This is a genomic window from Novosphingobium sp. DS6-6, from assembly GCF_057784975.1.
Genome location: NZ_JBYNTS010000006.1, coordinates 214,129 through 231,522 on the forward strand (window position 1 = coordinate 214,129; position 17,394 = coordinate 231,522).

The following is a 17,394-nucleotide window of genomic DNA, read 5'->3' on the forward strand; positions in this document are numbered from 1 at the left end:
AATCAGCAAACGGTGGAAATGGAAAGGGTGATTGGTCGAGTTCCGATTACGATGTTATAGTCCCGGCATGAGGATCTACCCCAAAATACAGCTCTCCCGCTTGCGCGAGATCGGTTGGAAGCTTTGGGACCCGATCGGTCTGGCGGATGAGAACGGCTATTGCGGCGAAGGATGCGCCGACGAATATGACGGGTATCTGTTGCAGGTCGTCAGTAAGCTATGTCGCGGCGATTCGAAAGACGAAGCGGCAACTTACCTTATCGGAATAGCATCCGATCATATGGGACTATCAGTCGTAGACCCCGACGCCGCTACGGCAACGGCTAGCGCAATCGCAGATTACCTCACCTCTCTGCCGGATGGCCCGAAGATCGTCCGCTGATCTCATTTATGAGTTCACGACCTAAGCTAATCCCGACCTGAAGGACTGGTACGGGAATGAAGACGACGAGGAAGCGCTACAGCGCGGATTTAGCTGCTCTGGCCTGCGGCTCAAGGCCAAGGTGGCGCTTGAGGCAATCCGGGGTGACCTGACGCTGGCGGAGTTGGCCGCCAAGCATGACGTGCACCATACGATGATCGCATCCTGGAAGGGGCAGGCCATCGACGGGATGGCCGGCACGTTCTCCGGTGCGGGCTATGGCCAAGACCGCCAGCGAGAGCGAGGTGGAAAAGCTTCACGCGAAGATCGGGCAACTGGTCTGGAGGAGGCGCTGGCCCGTTATGGTCGGCCCGAGATCTTCAATACGGACCAGGGCAGCCAGTTTACCAGCTTCGCCTTCACCAGCCTGCTGCGCGACGCCGAGGTCCGCATCAGCATGGATGGCCGAGGGCGGTGGATGGACAATGTCTTCATCGAGCGGCTCTGGCGCTTCCTGAAGTACGAGTGCGTCTACCTCCATGCCTTCGAGACTGGCTCCGAGTTACGGGCTGGCCTTGGCCGGTGGATCACCTATTACAACACCCAGCGTCGGCACTCGGGTCTGGCCGGGCGAACCCCGGTCGAGGCCAAGCGCGCTCGAAACCAGGCTTCGTTTATGCTCGACATGTGTGCAGCGACGACCATGTCGACGACCTTGCCTGCGCCGGACTCGTCCCGGAGCACGGGCTGGAACAGGATCACCGCAGATCAGCCCGCTCGTCCTATAGACTATTTTGATCAAATCCTTATCAATGTACGGCTATAGTGGGGGAGTGTATGACCGACTTTCCGTTCTCGAACACGGTATCGGAAGCAAACCAGCGGTTTATCGCCGCGGTGGAATCGGCCGGCGCGGTCGTGACCGAACATCCGCATCCCGCTCGCGGCCCGGGCGGCACCGTCATCGGGTCCGCCACCGCCTGGCTCGGCCCCGCCGACGCGCCTCGCGTCATCGCCGTGACTTCGGGCGTACACGGGATCGAGGGCTATGCGGGGTCGGCCGTGCAGTGCGCGTGGCTGTCAGCCAACAAAGCACGGTGCCTGCCCAAAGACACCGCCATCTTGCTGGTCCATCTGGTCAATCCATGGGGGGCGGCATGGGATCGCAGGGAAAACGAGGACAACGTCGATATCTTCCGCAACCTGTCCTATCGCGGACCCGAGTTCCCGACCAACACGCTCTATGCCGAACACGAGCGGGCGATAAACCCGCGAGCGGTTTCAGGGCCTTTGCGCGAAGAGCCGATGAAGCCTTTGCGCGCTTGATCGCGCAGGAGGGCGCAGACCGCGTCGTCGCTGCCATTCGCCGCGGGCAGCACGTGTTTCCCCAGGGCATGACTTTCAACGGCAACGGTCCGACCTGGTCGAGCCGCCTGGTGGACGACTGCGCTGCACACTATCTGGGCGCCACAAAACGCATCGATGTCCTCGATATCCATACCGGCTTTGGCGCACCGGGCGAAGCTCTGTTCATTCCGTCCACGGCACCGGGCAGCAAGGGGCATGAGCGGACCGAACACTGGTTCGGAAAGCAGATTTTCCGACAGGGGGGCGACGTGATGATCCCCGCGCATCCGCGCGCGCCTTTCGACAGTTGGCAGGACCTCGACCATCGGCCCGAGGTAAGCTCGATAGGCCTCGAGTTCGGCACCGACGGCGAAAGCGAGGATATCGACTTGCTTCGGGATTTTTCATGCCACGCCAATTATGGCTCGCTGGAGAGCGAAGAGGCTCTGCCGCTGCGGCTCTGGTCGCGGGAAAAGTTCTACCCTGCTTCCGCGACCTGGCGAAGCGCCATCCTCGAGGCGGGGGTGGCAGCAATCGATCGCATTGTCTTCGACCCACAATCTTGATCAAAAAAGGTGAGGCATGCAGCCAGTCTGCTTCGGCGATTTCCGGGACCGCGCCCGCAGAAGGCTGCCGCGCTTTCTGTTCGATTACATCGAGGGCGGCGCGAACGACGAAATCACCTTGCGCCGCAACGCGGACGATCTGGACGCCGTGACCCTGCGGCAACGCGTGCTGCGCGATTGTTCGGACCTCGATCTCTCGGCAAACCTTCTTGGGCGGCCCGCTGCGTTACCGGTGGTTTTGGGCCCGGTCGGGCTTGCGGGTCTTACGGCGCGGCGGGGCGAATGCCAGGCGGTGCGTGCCGCCGATCAGGCGGGGATACCTTTCACCCTTTCCACCCTTTCGCTGTGCCCCATCGAAGAGGTTGCCGCCGTTGCGAAAGCCCCTCCATGGTTCCAGCTCTATATGACCCGCGATCGAGGGTTTGTTGCCGCCATGCTCGCGCGCGCCGCTGCGCTCGGCTGTACCACTTTGGTTCTGACGGTCGACGTCCCGCTGCCAGGCAGGCGCAACCGGGATTATCGATCTGCCTTGGCAGGATCGCCAGGCTTTGATGGTAAGATGCGGCGCCTAGCCCAGGCGCTGCGCCGCCCCCGGTGGTGCCTGGATGTCGGCCTGAGAGGACGACCCCTGGTACTCGGAAATGTTGCACAGCACATTCCCGACATGACCGGGCTGGAAGATTTTCTCGGCTGGACAAGCCGAAACTTTGACCAATCGGTGACGTGGCGCGATCTTGAGCCGGTTCGCGACGCCTGGTCCGGCGAAATCGTGGTCAAAGGCATTCTCGATCCCGAAGACGCGCGCGATGCGGTCCGGTTCGGCGCCGACGCGATCGTCGTATCAAACCATGGCGGTCGGCAATTGGATGGAGCGATATCGACGGTAAGGGCGCTCGGTCCGATCCGCGAAGCGGCCGGCGATGCGCAGACGATTTTTGCCGACGGCGGGGTGCGTTCGGGTCTTGACGTTCTGCGCATGTTGGCAAGTGGAGCCGACGCGGTCATGCTTGGCCGCGCCTGGGCCTACGCACTCGCCAGCGGCGGGCAAGCGGGTGTTGCCCAGATGCTGAAACTGCTGGCCGGCGAGCTTCGCGTGGCAATGGCGCTGACCGGTGTGCGCAGCATCGAAGAGATCGATTCCAGCCTTATTCGGAATCTTTGAACGGCTAGGGCGAAAGCGATGCCCCCGTCCGCTCTGCGGCGTTGACCGTGGTTCGCGATACGATCGACGGGGCTAGTTCCGGCCAGTCGAACAGGACGGGTTTGAGCACGCGCTTGCTGACCAGTTCGCGCAACTGATCGGTGGCGTGGGGCGAGGCCGGGTCCAGGCTCGTCCCCGGGTTCTGCATCGTGTAGGAACGTATCCCGTTCGATGAATAGAAATCGAGCCGCATCATGCGCGAACCGACCACCGCCGTGCGCATGCCGTCCGCGGAGGGGGGGCCATAGCCGACGGCCAGCAGAGTGGTTGGGCAGAGCAAGGGTTCGACTTTGCATTCGATCGGCGGCTTTGCGCCGGGGGCAATATCCGCACCAAGGCGCCCGCCCGACATGGGGAGGCTCACTCCGTCGCTCGAAATGCGAAATATGTCGCCATATCGGGTGTCGTCGCCCGTGGGGAGCTGGGCAGACTGCTCCGCGGCGGTTGCCAATGCGCGGCTTGCCAAGGCAATGAGGTCTGGAGACGCTGGAGCGCCGCGCATCACGAATGCGGCGAGATCTTGTGCCGTGGCCGCTGTTAATACAGCCTGCAAGGCCCGCCGCCAGAGCATGAATTTCATGGCCGATGTGGACTCCGCCAGCAATTGTCCATCGAAGGCAACAAGATCGGCCGTAAAACGCGGTCGCCCTTCGGTGTCGGCGAGCCGAACAAGATCGATCCAGCGCTCATGGCGGGAAACGGTTACGTCCACTGCCAGATTTCGTGCCGCCTGCTCGTCGAACAGCGCCTTTTCCCGAAGCGCCAGCAAAAAGCGATCGGCCCGGTCGGTCCGGCGGTTCGCCGGGGCCCAGCCTTCGCTAAGCAGGTATTCGGGCTTTCCAGCGGTATGCGCATCGCGCCCATCGTCGTACATGAAGCGGGGATCGACATTGTTGTTCTCGATGAAACCTTCTGCCGGCGAGGTTACCGAGACCATGTCGGAATAAGGGTGATAGCCCTGCCACGCGGTCTTGCCCGTATTTCCGTCGATCGGCTTGAGCCAGTCGAAACCCGCGCGCCGGCGCGGGGTCATGCCGAGATGAACGTAATAGGATTGGCTCGCGGTATCGGCTGCGGTAATGTTCTGGATCGGCGCTCCGGATACGTCCAGCGCACGCGCGAGCTCGGCCACGGAGCGCGCGCGGTTCATCCGCCAAGCGGCATTATGGATGCCTTCGAGATGTTCGATGTAGGGCGTTGAGACCACCCATGCCCGGGTTGCATCGTAAGCTATTACCGGCGAATAGACGCCGTTGTGGCGCGTGAATGCGCCCGAAAGAGCGAGGGGTGACGCGCCTTTTACGTCGATCCGTATGGCGAACCGCTCGATCTTGCGCAGGGTGCCGTCGAACCGGTAGCTCCAGGCTCCCGGCGCGCTGCGCCTGATCACATAGCAATCCGAAACGTCGGGCGACCCGGTGGTAAAGGCCCACCCGACATTTTGATTGCGAGCCACCAGCAGCATCGGCCCTTGCGCGAAACCGGCCGACGACAGGGTGGGTGAGTGAAGACGGTATTCATAGACGAAGCGGCCGTCGATGGGGCCGTGCGGATCGGATAGCAGGATCGCGCCGCCCGTGGTCGTGCGCGACGGCATCAGCACCCAACCATTGGAAGCCCCCCTTGGCTGAGACTTGGGGCGAAAAGGCTCTGCCCCGCCGCGTGTGCAATCGTCGGTGCCGATCCCGCCCCAATAGGAAAGCCAGACGTCGGCGTGGCCAATTGCTACCAGGTCGGCAAGCGTGATCGTGGCCGGGGCCCAGACCGGCACCTTGTCCGGATTCTGGCGCCGCCAGGATGCTATGCCCGCAAGGAACGCGGCATAATCGGCGCGAACTTGCGGGTCGAGACGGCTCGCTGCACGTTTCGCATGGTTTTCGAGCTGCCACAGCCGCGTTTCGTAATCGAGTGCCACAAGATCGTCGCGGGTCGTGGCGAGCGGCTTGGCGAACGCGGGAATTTCGGCCGGGGTGAAAATGGCGGCGAGCTCGCCCCGCGCCCTGCGCACGCTAAAGGCCAGGCTGGCGATGCGATCCTGCGCCATCGCGAACCCTAGCGCGAAGTAGGAGTCCTCCTCCTTTGCGGCGTATATGTGCGGTACGTCCCAAGGGTCGCGCAGGATTTCGGCTTGTCCTGCCCGCGGTAGGGGCTCCGGTGGCGGGGGAGCAGCCTGCACTGCCGGAATCGCGGCAATCGTCGCAAGGGCGAGCGATAGACCCAGGAAACGGTCAAGCCACATGATCTTGTCCTTCGCGTTGTTCCACAGCCCGCCGGAATGAGCCAAGGCCCGCCCACAATACGATTGCCGAAGCGAGATAGCTTCCGGTTCCGACAAGCGCGAGTGCGGGGCCGATGGCCCCTCGCCCACCGGAAATGAGATCGCTGACAAAGGCCACTGCCGTCGGGCCGATGCCGATGCCGACGAGATTGACGACCAGCAGGAAGAGCGCGGATACCTGGGCGCGCACGTCCGGTGGCGTGATCGCCTGAAGCGCGGTCGGCGCGAGCGGGACCGTGAGCGAGGCGAGCAGCACGAAAAGCGCGCTCGCAAAAAGCGCCAAATCTGCGTTTGCTGCAAAGGCGATAAGCGCCGGTACCGGCACGGCAAGCAGCAGGAGCACGGCGTTGAGCCGAAGCGGCGCATCCGCTTGGCCTTTCGCCCGCCAGCGGTCCGCGATCATGCCGCTGCCCAGGGCGCCGGCAACGCCTGCCACGATGGTGACGGTGCCGAGCATGTAACCGGCGCGCTCTGCGCTCCAGCCATAGCTGCGGATGAACAGCGAAGGGAGCCACGCCTGCACACCGTACATGATCATATTGGCAAAAGGGATGCCGACGAAGAGGCCGACATAGGCTGCACGATTGCCCCAGACGTGCGCGGCCCCCCGGCCGATCACGGCGGTTCTTGCGGGGCTGCGGTACGGGCGTGCCGGATCGACCATCCTGAACAGAGGCAGAAGCAGCATAAGCGTAAGCGTACCGACGGCGACGAAGGCAAGCTGCCAGGGTTTGAGGCCGAATACCGCATTGCCGGGGCCAAGCGCACCGATACCGGCAACCACTGCTCCGCCAGCAAGGAGCGAAAGGCCGCTGCCCATGAAGGACGCCGTGGTGAAGACCCCCATGGCGCGCGCGCGTCGGCTGGGCGGAAAAAGATCGGCAATCAACGAATAAGTCGTCGGCGTGAGGGCCGCTTCGCCGATCCCGACGCCCATACGGGCAAGGAACAGCATGGCATAAGTCTGACTGAGACCGCACAGAACGGTCATGCTGCCCCATACCGCAACGCCCGCCATGACAAGCCGCTTACGCGATCCCCTGTCGGCATACGTGGCAAGCGGCAAGGCCATGAAGGCGTAGAACAGGGCGAAGGCTGCTCCGACCAGCAGACTGAAAGCGGTATCGCCGATCTGTAGGTCTGCTCGCACGGGCGCGACAAGCAGCACCAGTATCTGTCGATCGAGGAACGAGAAGACATAGGCGAGCGTGAGGATCGCAACCGTTGCCCAAGCCGCTCGTGGCGAGGTAGCTGTCGCATTCTGCCAGGTCATCTGCGCCTACACCTCCTGCGGAAATTTGATCAAGATTTCGGGCTTGACCTTAGGGGCATGACATGGGCCAAATCCCCGGTTGCAGCCGGCGCGACGGCCTGCAACCGCGCGATGGTCTCGCGAATGCTGCGGGCAGCGCTGCCGATATCGTCGGCTATGGCCCTGGCGGCGCGCTGAGGCTCGCCTGCTTCTATGGCAAGGAGAGCCACCTCATGATGGTCTTGCCCTCCCGCAATCAGATCGATGGCGACCTCGGCAAGCACCGGGCCCAATCGCACCCAAAGATTGGAAATGACGCCCAGCAGCACGCCGTTGCCTGCCCCGCGATAGATCGAAAAGTGCAGGGCCTGGTTGGCGGCCGCCAGTTCGGTGCTGCTGGCGCCATCGGCAAGCGCGGCGTTGTAACGCGCGAGCGCTTCGCGCATTGCCTGGATCTGTGCTTTCGAAGCCTGGCTTGCGGCAATGGCTGCAGCTTGGGGTTCGAGCTGCAGGCGCACGGCGAGGATGTCTTCGTACTCGTTCAGATTGAGCGGACGGGTGCAGAAGCCGCTGCGCGGACGGACGAACAGGACGCCGTCGGCTTCAAGCCGCTTGAGCGCATCGCGGACGGGGGCGGCGCTGACGCCGAAGGCTTCGGCCAGCGATCGCACGGAAAGCCCGGTGCCGGCCGACACCCGTCCTTCGATAAGGGCCTCGCGCAGGGCATAATAGACCTGCTGCTCCAGCGGGACGGCGAGAGACGGGTCCACGGCCGTGAGCCGCGGTACTGGACGGCGAACCCGGGTGGGCCGGCGTGGCGCTACGGCACCGCCGCGCTTGTCGCCAACGGATGGGGGTTCGGGGGCTTGCACGCAAAGCGGCATAGCCAGCACCGCGGCGGGGTGGGAAGCCAAAACTACTCTTCCCATTCGGCGTTGCCGTCGACGCCGATAAGCTGTCCGGTCACGTGCCGTGCGGCATCGGACGCAAGGAACAGGACGGTGCCTGCCAGTTCTTCAACCGATATTCGCGATCGCATCGAGATGAAACGGAGCAGGTGGCGCTCGAAGTCTTCCGCCGTCTCACCGCGTTCGGCGGCACCGGCGCGGATAAGCGAGTCAAGCCGTGGGTTGTTGATCGCACCAGGCAGAACGGCATTGATCCGTACCCCATAGGGCCCGAGTTCGCGGGCCAGATTCCGAGTCATCGCCTCAAGCGCGCCCTTGGCGGCAACATAAGGCGTGCGGTTGGGCAGGCCGGTGCGCGTGGAGGAACTGGAGAAGTTGACGATGCAACCGCGCCTGCGGGCTTTCATCTGCGGAATGACTTCCCGGCAACACAAGAAACTTGAGCCCACCGACCCCGCAAGCGTTCCCATGAAATCATCGTAAGCCACATTCTCGGTCGGCAGCCGGGGGCCGCCGAGGCCGACCGTATTGACCAGGACATCGATCGGCCCCGTTTCACGCACTTCGGCGAAGAAATTTTTCACCTGCACTTCGCTCAGCATGTCCGCCTGCCGGGCGGTAATACCTGCTCCCTCGACGGCTTGTGCCGCGACGGCTGAAATGTCGGCCGTGAACACTTGGCGGCCGGCTTTCGCGAATGCCTCGGCGATCGCCAGGCCGACACTGCTGGCCCCGCCGGTGACGACGACGGAGCCCGCATTCTCCAAGCCGGGCGCCTTCAGCGAGCTTGCGTCATTCACGGCGATCTCGCTCCCCAGAACTTTGATCAAATTCCTCTTGGCGATTGCCATAATCTGGTATAGCAGAAAAGGCCATAGCCAATTTAAGCGCAGGGGCCCACGCCTGGCGGGGCTCCATGGGGGAACGCGGTCGATGCGCAGGTCCGATAAAGTGGTGATCACGTGTGCGGTGACCGGCTCGATCCACACACCGACGATGTCGCCGCATCTTCCCATTACGCCCGACCAGATCGTCGAGCAGTCGGTCGAGGCGGCCGAAGCGGGGGCCGCCATTCTCCACCTGCATGCACGTGATCCCAACGACGGCAGGCCGACCGCCAATCCCGACGTCTTCATGCAGTTCCTGCCGCGTATTCGGCAGATGAGCGATGCGGTGATCAACATCACGACCGGCGGCGGGCCGGGAATGAGCATCGACGATCGTCTGGCCGCTCCGCGCCTGGCCAGCCCGGAACTGACCTCGCTCAATATGGGTACGATGAATTTCGGCGCTCACGGTCTTGCCGAACGGTACGCGGACTGGAAATACGATTGGGAAAAGCCGTTTCTGGAAAGCACGCGCAGCGGCTTTCAAAGCAATACCTTTGCCCAGATCGAGCAGATCATAGAAGAGCTGCACCACGGCCACGGCACGATGTTCGAGTACGAATGCTACGACGTCGGCCACCTCTATAATCTTGCGCACTTTCGCGATCGCAGCCTCGTGCGGGGGCCTTTGCTGATCCAGTGCATTCTCGGGGTGCTGGGCGGCATCGGCGCGCAATTCAGCCATCTTCTGCACATGAAGGAAACCGCCGACCGCTTGTTCGGCGACGACTATTTCCTGTCATGCTTTGCGATCGGCAAAGACCAGATGCGTTTCCTGTCGATGGGCGCCCTGCTCGGCGGCAACGTGCGCGTCGGGCTGGAAGACAGTCTCTATATCGAGCGCGGCAAGCTGGCGCAGAGCAATGCGGAGCAGGTGCGGAAGATCCGCACCATCGTTGAAAGCCTTGGGCTTGAGGTGGCCACCCCGGCAGAAGCGCGGGCCATGCTCGGCCTCAAGGGCGGCGACAAGGTGACCTTCTGATGGTCACCACCTACCGTGGGGTTGCGTTCCCCTGGCTGTGCGACCAGCAGGGGCATCTGACGACATCGCAATACATGCTCATGTTCGACGTGGCCTCGTACCACCTTCTCGACATGCTCACTGCCGGGCTTGACGAACCGGCAGATCTTTCCTGGGCCGACGTCAGGCACGAAATCGATTATCTTGGTGAAGTGGGCGTCGGCGATCTCGTGATCGTCGACAGTGGGATCGAGAAGATCGGAAACAGCTCGGTCCGCCACTGTCACGCCATGCGATCGCCCGACCGCACGAAGACATTTGCAAAATTGACCGCTGCGACAGTCAGGTTCGACAAGGCCCTGCGCAAATCCTCTCCCCTCGCCGCCGGCCTGCGCGATCGCGCAGAGGCGCTTCTTTCAAGCGCGGGGGCACCGCAATGAGCGCGGGCTCAACCTTGCGCGATATGCCCCACGGCCTCCCGCGTTCGTTCGATGACCGCTCTCATTGCGCTCTTTGCAAAGTCGGGATCGCAAAGCGTGATGGCCTGAACCACCCGCCGGTGCAGTACCCTCTCGTCCTTGCGGTAACGACGCGCAGCCTCTTCCGAGGCCATCAAGGACATGAGCAGGGGGCCAAAGCGCAGCCACAGGTTCTCGATGATCTGCACCAGTTGCGGGGACCGGGCCAGGCGATAGATGGCGAAGTGGAACGACAGGTTGGCATCGAGCTGCGCAGCATCGACCTGGGTCGCTATCGAAAACCTCTCCAGCTTCTCGAGCGCCGCCTCGAGTTCTACCAGGCCTTCGCCGACAGGTGCACGCGCGGCAAGCGCCGCAGCGTGCGTTTCGAGCAGGATGCGCAGGGAAAAGAGTTCCTCGATCTCCTGCCGCGCAAGCAGCGGGACCCTCGCCCGTCCGTTCGGCAGATAATCCAGCGCACCTTCGGCGGCAAGCCGCTGCACGGCGTCGCGCACAGGCATCGTGCCGGCGCCGACCGTATCGCAGACCATGCGTACCGAAAGGATGGCACCTGCTTCGAAGCCGCCCAGCATAAGCGATCGCCGCAGGTCGAAATAGACCTTGTCCCGCAGCGTTCCGCGCGCCGTGCGGCCAACCGGTGTCGCGAGATCGACGCTTGCCGCCGTGTCCGATCGAACGACACCGCCAGCGCCCGCGTTCGTTTCTCCCATCCCGCCATTCCTTTCATGACCCGCGCAAGTCGGGTCGGCCGACACCCCCCAACAGATTTCCCGGGCTTTCGCAAGGCACAGTCTGCGCCGGGCGGTGCCAGTCCCTGTGGGAGAACGTCATGACCGTCATGTTTTCCGGCACCGCCAGATGCCTTGCGGCTCTTGCCGCTTCAACGCTGCTTTTCACCGCCCTTCCCGTCCGCGCGGTGGAGGGTCCGCCCAGCGACGAGCAGGTCCGCAATCGGGATGCTTTCACCCAGATCATTGCCAGTCTGAGGCGCATAAACACCCCCAACGGCGTCGACACGCTCGAGCAGGTAGAAATTGGCGGCGTCAAGCAATGGATTTCGATCCGCGGCCGAGACAAGAACAACCCGGTTCTCCTCGTTCTGCACGGTGGCCCGGGCACCCCGACCATGCCGCTGGCCTGGGCATATCAGAACGGTTGGGAAGATTACTTCACGGTCGTCAACTGGGATCAGCGCGGCACGGGCAAGAACTGGAAATCGACCGATCCCCAGCAGCTCGCGCGGATGATGTCGCTCGACCGCCTGGTCGATGATTCCACCGAGGTCGTCAATCTGCTGCGCGCCCGCCTGGGCAAGCGCAAGGTCGTGGTTCTGGGTTTTTCCTACGGCACCTGGATCGGCACCGCGCTCGCGCTGAAACATCCGGAGCTCGTCTCGGCCTATGTCGGTGTCGGCCAGGTCTTCGACGGCGCTGAAAAGGATGTTTACGACGGGGCTCTCACCCTGGCCCGCGCGCAGAAGAACGAAAGTGCGATACGAGGGCTCGAAGCGCTGGCGCCCTATCCCAATCCGGACGGCAGCGTCGATACCGCCAAGATCGTCGAAGTGCGCAAATGGGTAAAGGTTGTGGGCGGCGGCTGGTACGGCTGGCCCGATCTCGAACTTCTCTACCGCCTGCCGATCCTGTCGCCCGATTACGACGCCAAGGACCTGACCGACTGGCCCATCGGCAATGGCTGGTTCGGTATGTCGTTGCGCAGCGAATTGGCGGAAGGTCCGCAACTCGCGCGACGCGGGCTCGGGTTCAAAGTGCCGGTCTTCTTTTTCCAGGGGCGGCAGGATCTGATGACACCCTATGCAACGGCACAGCTTTATTTCAAGCGCCTGACAGCGCCGTCAAAGACATTCGTCACATTCGAAAACAGCTCTCACTTCGTGATGCTCGAAGAACCCGGGCGTTTTCTAGTAGAACTTACCGGGAAAGTAAGACCTACGGCATTAGCTGCCGAAAATATAAAATAGATTTATTTAGGACGAAGGGGCGTTCTCTTCATATTCGATAGAGGGAGATCGAAAATGCAGATAAGATTTTTGACGGGGACAGCGATTGTTTCGGCCTCGATCGCAGCATCGGCAGTGCCGGCACTTGCCCAGGATACGGCTGCATCGGCGCCGACCGAGAGCAACGATATCATCGTTACCGCATCACGGCGCGAACAGCGCCTGATCGACGTTCCGGCCAGCATCGTGGCAATCACCGCCGCCGAATTGCAGCGGCGCGGCTCCACCGAATTGCGCGACATCATCGCCAATACGCCGGGGATCAACAATCCCTCCGCAAGCGCGCGTAGCGCGGCGAACATCACCATCCGCGGCGTGACCACGGGAACCGCCAACGGCATCCGCCAGAACACGGTTCAGCAACTCTACGACGATATCCCGCTCGATCCTACGGCGAACGCGGGTACCACCAACCTGCGCTTTGTCGATATCGAGCGCGTGGAAGTGCTGCGCGGACCGCAGGGCACCCTGTTCGGGTCGGGTTCGCTTGCCGGTGCGATCCGCTACATTACCCGCAAGCCCGATCTCGATACCGCCTCCGGCAGCATCGAAGGCACCGTGGCCTATACCAAGAACGGCGGCACGAGCGGCAACGGCGTAACCACGCTTAACGTGCCGTTGGTGCCGGGCAAGCTTGCGCTGCGCGCCTCGGGCTACGCCTTTAGCGATGCCGGCTGGGTGAACAATCGGCGCACGGGCCGCAGGGACGAAAATGGCTCCGAAACATACGGCGGCCGTGCCACGCTCCACTGGCAGGCGACCGAGAATTTTCAGGCCGACCTGACTTGGCTGTACCAGCATATCCATGACAAAGCCACAGGCGGGAGCCTCTATGACGGGCCCGAGCATGACCAGGTCAGTGGCGGCCGGGTCGATACGGGATACAAGGCGCGCAGTTCAATCCTGGGACTGAACCTGAAGTACGAAGGCGAAGGCTTCTCGGTCACTTCCCAGACTGCCTATCACGACAGGACCTATCGGTATGAAAGCCAGAACGGGTGGTACTTCCCGTTGATAACCGGCATTCTATCGGGGTTCCAAGACATTCGCGAAGGTTACAGCAGCGACATCTCGCCGAACGACGGCAAGGTCTTTACGCAGGAATTGCGGGTTTCCTCAAACGGGACCGGGCCTTTCAAATGGACCGTGGGCGGTTTTTATCTGAATGCGGATATCGATGCCGGTCAGCAGGCACGCTCACCCGATCTCGTCGCCATCCTGGGTGGGGATAATGTCGTCGATGTATTCATCAAGGGCCGCCAGACGGAATTCGCGGGTTTCGGAGAGGCCGCCTATACGATCGGCGGTAAGATCGATATCGCGGCGGGCGTCCGCGTTTCGCGGGTCCGTCTGCGCAACGATGTGCGCACCGGCGGTTTCTTGCCGGTCGGCTCGGTTTCGCCCGACGCCTATGTCAACAAAAGCTTTCTACAGGAAAGCACGCCGGTTACGCCGCATTTCTCGATCACTTGGCGGCCATCCACCGATATCAGCATCTATGCGGCGGCTGCGCGCGGCTATCGCGTTGGCGGCGTCAACGTAACGTCCGGCGTAGGCGGGCGTAACACGCCGCCCACTTATGCCCCCGACAGCCTTTGGAACTATGAAGTCGGTTTGAAAGGCAAGCTGGCTGATGGCCTGATTGACTTCGCACTTGCTGGATACTTTATCGATTGGAAAGATATCCAGGTATCGCTGGTCAACAACATCGGCAACTTCACCGGCAATGCCGGGCGCGCCCACCTTTATGGGGTGGAGTTCGAAGGCACCGCGCGCCCGACGCAGAACCTGACTCTCGGGTTGGGCTTCAACCTCTCCAGCAACGAAATTGCGGCACGCGTCGAAGGTCTTAGCACGAGCGCGGGTATAGTGACGGTGGTGCCGGGCGATAAACTGCCGGCCTCTCCTGAATCCCAGGTCACCGGTTTTGGCGAATACCGCTTCCCCGTCGGCACTAGCACCGCGTTCGTTCGCATGAGCGGGCGTTATGTCGGCCCGGCATGGACCGCCTTCAACAAAGCCGGCGCAAGATTCGGAGACTATGCCGCGGCCGATCTCAGGATCGGGGTGGAATTCGGGCGGTTTGACCTGGTCGCCTTCGCCAACAACCTGTTCGACTCCGCGGGCAAAGTCAGCGCTGCCGACGCCAGTTATGCAGGACCGGTGCTGCAGAACGAAAAAGTGGCTTTCCGCCTTCAGCCCCGCACTATCGGCTTGACGGCGCGCGCGCGCTTCTGATCGCGACCTGACCCGACCCGGCAGCGCATTCTGCTGCCGGGTCGGGATCAACGCAGGCCGATCAGCGCATGCTGGGACTAAACATGATCTGACGGCAGCGATCGTGACCCAGCGCGTCGGCGCTGGAAATGGCAACCCTGCGCTGGGTCGATTGGTTCAACAATCACCGCCTGTTCGGACCCATCGGCTACATCCCGCCTGCCGAAGCCGAAGCAAACTACAGATCTCCCGATAGGCACGGGCAGTGACGGCTGGCAATGATTTGGACAAACTTATGAATTACCCGCACAGGAGCAGCGGCAGGTCCATCGCCAAAAGCTGACGCTCATTGGAGAGCCGCTGGATCGGAACTGCGACCGCTATCGCGGCGCAGACGGAGGACGACAATCCGGTAAAACGGAAGCTTCTGAGCTTGTTTGACTGCGATATGGCTACCTGCTTGACAGAATATTAGATATCTAATATTAGCCGCCCTATGGCGTGGCTGTTCCATCCCATCCTGCACACTGCTCACCTGATTGAGGAACGCCTGCGGGCAGCGCTTGTCGCGTGCGGCTTGCAGCCGCGACAAGCGCGCATTCTTGTTGCGATCGGCGCGCAAGGGCCGATTTCGCAGGCGGATCTTGCGCGCGCTTTTAGCGTATCCGCGCCGTCGATGACGGTCATGATCGGGCGACTGGTCCGCGGCGGGCTGGTCGTCGAGTCGCCGATTGCGGGCGGCAAACGGCAACTGCTGGCGCTGAGCGGTAAGGGGCAGGACCTGATCCCGGTCATTGAGCTGGCGTGGTCTGCGGTGGACGACCTGATCCGCGAGCAACTCGGGAGCGAACCAGCCGAGGTCCTCAGCGCCGCCGCGCTCAAGGCGCGCGATGCGCTCGGCGGGCAGGCTCCACATTTACGCCTGGAAGGGAGCGCATGATGATCCGGAACCTGGGCATTTTTGCAAGCGTCACCGCGCTAGCGCTGCTCTCCGCCAGGGTCACGCGGGGCGAGCCGCAGGACGCCTGGTATCCTATCGTCGATACTGGGCAAGATCGTTGCTACCTCGTGAGCGGAGAAGAGCGTGATTGTGCGGCAACCGGAATGGCGGGGGTACAGGATGCGCAGCATCACGGCAATCAGCCTTCCTATGTCGACCATCATAACGGCACCATCTCGGACACCGTCACGGGCCTGACGTGGGCCAAGGCGCCCAGCGCACCGCTGACGTTTGCCGAAGCGGCGGACTTCGCCCGGCACAATCGCCTCGGCGGCTATGACGACTGGCGCGTTCCGACCATCCGCGAGCTGTTCTCGCTGATTGACTACCGTGGCCACTATAGTGGAGATCCGAAGACCTCGCGCCCCTATATCGACACAGCGGCGTTCGACTTTGCCTATGGCCCGGGGACGGGCCTTGGCGATGCAGCGCATGCGCGGCGGCCGATCGACGTGCAAGAGTGGAGCGCCACCCGCTATGTTGGCCTTACGATGGGCCGCGATACCACGGTGTTTGGCGTCAACTTCGCGGACGGTCGGATAAAGGGTTATCCGGAGATGGATCCGGCAAACCGGATGCAGACGCCGAACCATCTCGCGGTGCGACTGGTGCGCGGTCGGAGCTACGGCATCAATGCTTTCGCCGCCAGCGAGCGCACGGTCACCGACCGCGCCAGCGGTCTAATATGGCAGCGGGCAGACGACGGCAAGGCGCGGACTTGGGCCGAGTCGCTGGCCTATTGCAGCACGCTCAACCTGGCCGGAGCGCACGACTGGCGCCTGCCCAATGCTAAGGAACTCCATTCGATCGTCGACTATACGCGCATTCCGGCGATTGATCCGGTCTTCCAGTTGTCCGATCCGCGCGCCTACCTGTGGTCGTCAACCACCCACCTCGAAGGCGCACCGCCAGGCAATCACGGCCCGCGCCCATTCGAGCAGGCGGGACAGCTGGCGGTCTATGCCGCGATCGGGCCGGCGATGGGTAAGATGGAAATGCCTCCTGGCTCAGGCCAGCGGCAATGGACCGATATCCATGGTGCCGGCGCGATGCGGAGCGATCCTAAACCCGATGTGGCCGGGCGCTTTCCCGATGGGTTCGGCCCCCAAGGAGACGACGTGCGCAGCCGCAACTTGAGCCTGTGCGTGCGCAACGCGGTACAATAGGATGGAGAGGCAAATACGCTGCGCGCGAGTAAGTGACTCAGCAAGCAGTTCCTGGGCATGGCGATGCAGCGCCGTGATAACGGCGCGATCGGTTTCGGCGAACAGGCCTTCGAGCGTCTGATGGCGGTGCTGGAGCGCATGGATCACGCGGCTCGCAATAGTAGGTCGGGCGTGCGATGCCCATCAGCTGACATCCTCGCGCGACGGACATGCCGAAGGGCCGGTGACGACGGATGTAGCTCCGCTTCTCGGACGGGGGCACTTCGCAGGCCCCCTTTAGAAACTCCAACTCGAGCGCCTGCCTGCCAACCAGGCGTTCGAGGGCGGCGATCTGTGCCTCGTACTGCTGGACAAGGTCTGCCGCGCCGGCGTCATCGTCGAACGCACCGCCCCTCGTACTTCTCGATCCAGACGCGGATCAGTTGGCGGGAAATATCGTGACGCTTGGTCCGGTTGAAAGCAAGCCTCGAAGAACGCGCTGCTTTCCTCGCGACGCATCTGGAACTCAACCGGCCAACGACGCTGCGTTGCAAACAGATCAAGCAGACGAGCTGCGGCACCTGGATCGTCGTCGCTTTCCAGGCGCAGTACCGTGCACTTGCCTGCCGGACCTGACCCAGGCCAATTGCTGATCTAGGTTTCGTGGACAAAGGTTGACAACGGACTCGCTGCTTGATTCAAGGCTGTCTTTTGGAGGCGGCGTTGGGCGAGCGGATTGGTTTGAGGGACGACGAGTGGGCAATAATCTCGC

At 62.6% G+C, this 17,394-nt stretch carries 16 protein-coding genes and 1 pseudogene; 12 read left to right on the forward strand and 5 right to left on the reverse strand.

All coding sequences use genetic code 11. From position 1 onward, the window contains the following. Positions 1-67 precede the first annotated feature (67 nt). The 5 genes and pseudogenes from AC3EDY_RS09860 to AC3EDY_RS09880 all read left to right on the forward strand — a co-directional run bounded on the left by AC3EDY_RS09860 (position 68) and on the right by AC3EDY_RS09880 (position 3,436). On the forward strand, positions 68-382 hold the full coding sequence (locus AC3EDY_RS09860) for a hypothetical protein (protein WP_488572312.1): 315 nt from the start codon (positions 68-70) through the stop codon (positions 380-382). A 319-nt stretch (positions 383-701) separates the two neighbouring features. Continuing rightward, positions 702-1,010: pseudogene (locus tag AC3EDY_RS09865) on the forward strand (transposase); the annotation flags it as partial. 188 nt (positions 1,011-1,198) lie between these two features. Further along, the gene (locus AC3EDY_RS09870) at positions 1,199-1,687 is read left to right on the forward strand and encodes a DUF2817 domain-containing protein (RefSeq protein ID WP_488572313.1); all 489 of its coding nucleotides are present in this window, start codon (positions 1,199-1,201) and stop codon (positions 1,685-1,687) included. Beyond that, a complete protein-coding gene (locus AC3EDY_RS09875) occupies positions 1,684-2,274 on the forward strand; it encodes a DUF2817 domain-containing protein (RefSeq protein WP_488572314.1) in 591 nt (196 codons plus the stop codon). Before AC3EDY_RS09870 ends, AC3EDY_RS09875 begins: the two co-directional genes overlap by 4 nt. Before the next feature lie 16 nt (positions 2,275-2,290). Then, positions 2,291-3,436 carry an L-lactate dehydrogenase gene (locus AC3EDY_RS09880; RefSeq protein WP_488572315.1) on the forward strand — a complete coding sequence of 382 codons (1,146 nt, stop codon included), beginning with the start codon at positions 2,291-2,293 and terminating at the stop codon, positions 3,434-3,436. Positions 3,437-3,440: 4 nt separating this feature from the next. Here AC3EDY_RS09880 and AC3EDY_RS09885 read toward each other — a convergent pair whose 3' ends face one another. The 4 genes from AC3EDY_RS09885 to AC3EDY_RS09900 all read right to left on the reverse strand — a co-directional run bounded on the left by AC3EDY_RS09885 (position 3,441) and on the right by AC3EDY_RS09900 (position 8,743). Further along, positions 3,441-5,714, reverse strand: coding sequence for a penicillin acylase family protein (locus AC3EDY_RS09885; protein WP_488572336.1), 2,274 nt, complete (start codon positions 5,712-5,714; stop codon positions 3,441-3,443). Further along, positions 5,704-7,026, reverse strand: a complete 1,323-nt coding sequence (locus AC3EDY_RS09890; RefSeq protein ID WP_488572316.1) for an MFS transporter — start codon at positions 7,024-7,026, stop codon at positions 5,704-5,706. The genes AC3EDY_RS09885 and AC3EDY_RS09890 overlap by 11 nt, the downstream gene beginning before the upstream one ends. A 29-nt stretch (positions 7,027-7,055) precedes the next feature. After that, positions 7,056-7,775 carry a GntR family transcriptional regulator gene (locus tag AC3EDY_RS09895; protein WP_488572317.1) on the reverse strand — a complete coding sequence of 240 codons (720 nt, stop codon included), beginning with the start codon at positions 7,773-7,775 and terminating at the stop codon, positions 7,056-7,058. 146 nt (positions 7,776-7,921) lie between these two features. Then, positions 7,922-8,743, reverse strand: coding sequence for an SDR family NAD(P)-dependent oxidoreductase (locus tag AC3EDY_RS09900; RefSeq protein ID WP_488572318.1), 822 nt, complete (start codon positions 8,741-8,743; stop codon positions 7,922-7,924). A gap of 103 nt (positions 8,744-8,846) precedes the next feature. Between AC3EDY_RS09900 and kce the strand changes: the two genes are divergently transcribed. Beyond that, positions 8,847-9,782 (forward strand): 3,5-dioxohexanoate:acetyl-CoA acetone transferase, encoded by a 936-nt coding sequence (kce, locus tag AC3EDY_RS09905; RefSeq protein ID WP_488572319.1) that lies wholly within the window; start codon positions 8,847-8,849, stop codon positions 9,780-9,782. Further along, positions 9,782-10,201 carry an acyl-CoA thioesterase gene (locus AC3EDY_RS09910; protein ID WP_488572320.1) on the forward strand — a complete coding sequence of 140 codons (420 nt, stop codon included), beginning with the start codon at positions 9,782-9,784 and terminating at the stop codon, positions 10,199-10,201. Before kce ends, AC3EDY_RS09910 begins: the two co-directional genes overlap by 1 nt. An 8-nt stretch (positions 10,202-10,209) precedes the next feature. Here AC3EDY_RS09910 and AC3EDY_RS09915 read toward each other — a convergent pair whose 3' ends face one another. Beyond that, positions 10,210-10,950 carry a GntR family transcriptional regulator gene (locus AC3EDY_RS09915; RefSeq protein WP_488572321.1) on the reverse strand — a complete coding sequence of 247 codons (741 nt, stop codon included), beginning with the start codon at positions 10,948-10,950 and terminating at the stop codon, positions 10,210-10,212. Positions 10,951-11,069: 119 nt separating this feature from the next. Between AC3EDY_RS09915 and AC3EDY_RS09920 the strand changes: the two genes are divergently transcribed. From AC3EDY_RS09920 to AC3EDY_RS09940, 5 genes are all read left to right on the forward strand, one after another. Continuing rightward, complete coding sequence (locus AC3EDY_RS09920) at positions 11,070-12,221, forward strand: alpha/beta fold hydrolase (protein ID WP_488572322.1); 1,152 nt, start codon at positions 11,070-11,072, stop codon at positions 12,219-12,221. A gap of 54 nt (positions 12,222-12,275) precedes the next feature. Beyond that, positions 12,276-14,498 (forward strand): TonB-dependent receptor, encoded by a 2,223-nt coding sequence (locus tag AC3EDY_RS09925; RefSeq protein WP_488572323.1) that lies wholly within the window; start codon positions 12,276-12,278, stop codon positions 14,496-14,498. 475 nt (positions 14,499-14,973) lie between these two features. Beyond that, entirely contained in the window at positions 14,974-15,417 is a 444-nt protein-coding gene (locus AC3EDY_RS09930; RefSeq protein WP_488572324.1) for a MarR family winged helix-turn-helix transcriptional regulator, read from the forward strand. Continuing rightward, positions 15,414-16,643, forward strand: coding sequence for an Lcl C-terminal domain-containing protein (locus AC3EDY_RS09935; protein ID WP_488572325.1), 1,230 nt, complete (start codon positions 15,414-15,416; stop codon positions 16,641-16,643). The genes AC3EDY_RS09930 and AC3EDY_RS09935 overlap by 4 nt, the downstream gene beginning before the upstream one ends. A 444-nt stretch (positions 16,644-17,087) precedes the next feature. Beyond that, the gene (locus tag AC3EDY_RS09940; RefSeq protein ID WP_488572326.1) at positions 17,088-17,258 is read left to right on the forward strand and encodes a hypothetical protein; all 171 of its coding nucleotides are present in this window, start codon (positions 17,088-17,090) and stop codon (positions 17,256-17,258) included. Positions 17,259-17,394: the final 136 nt, after the last annotated feature.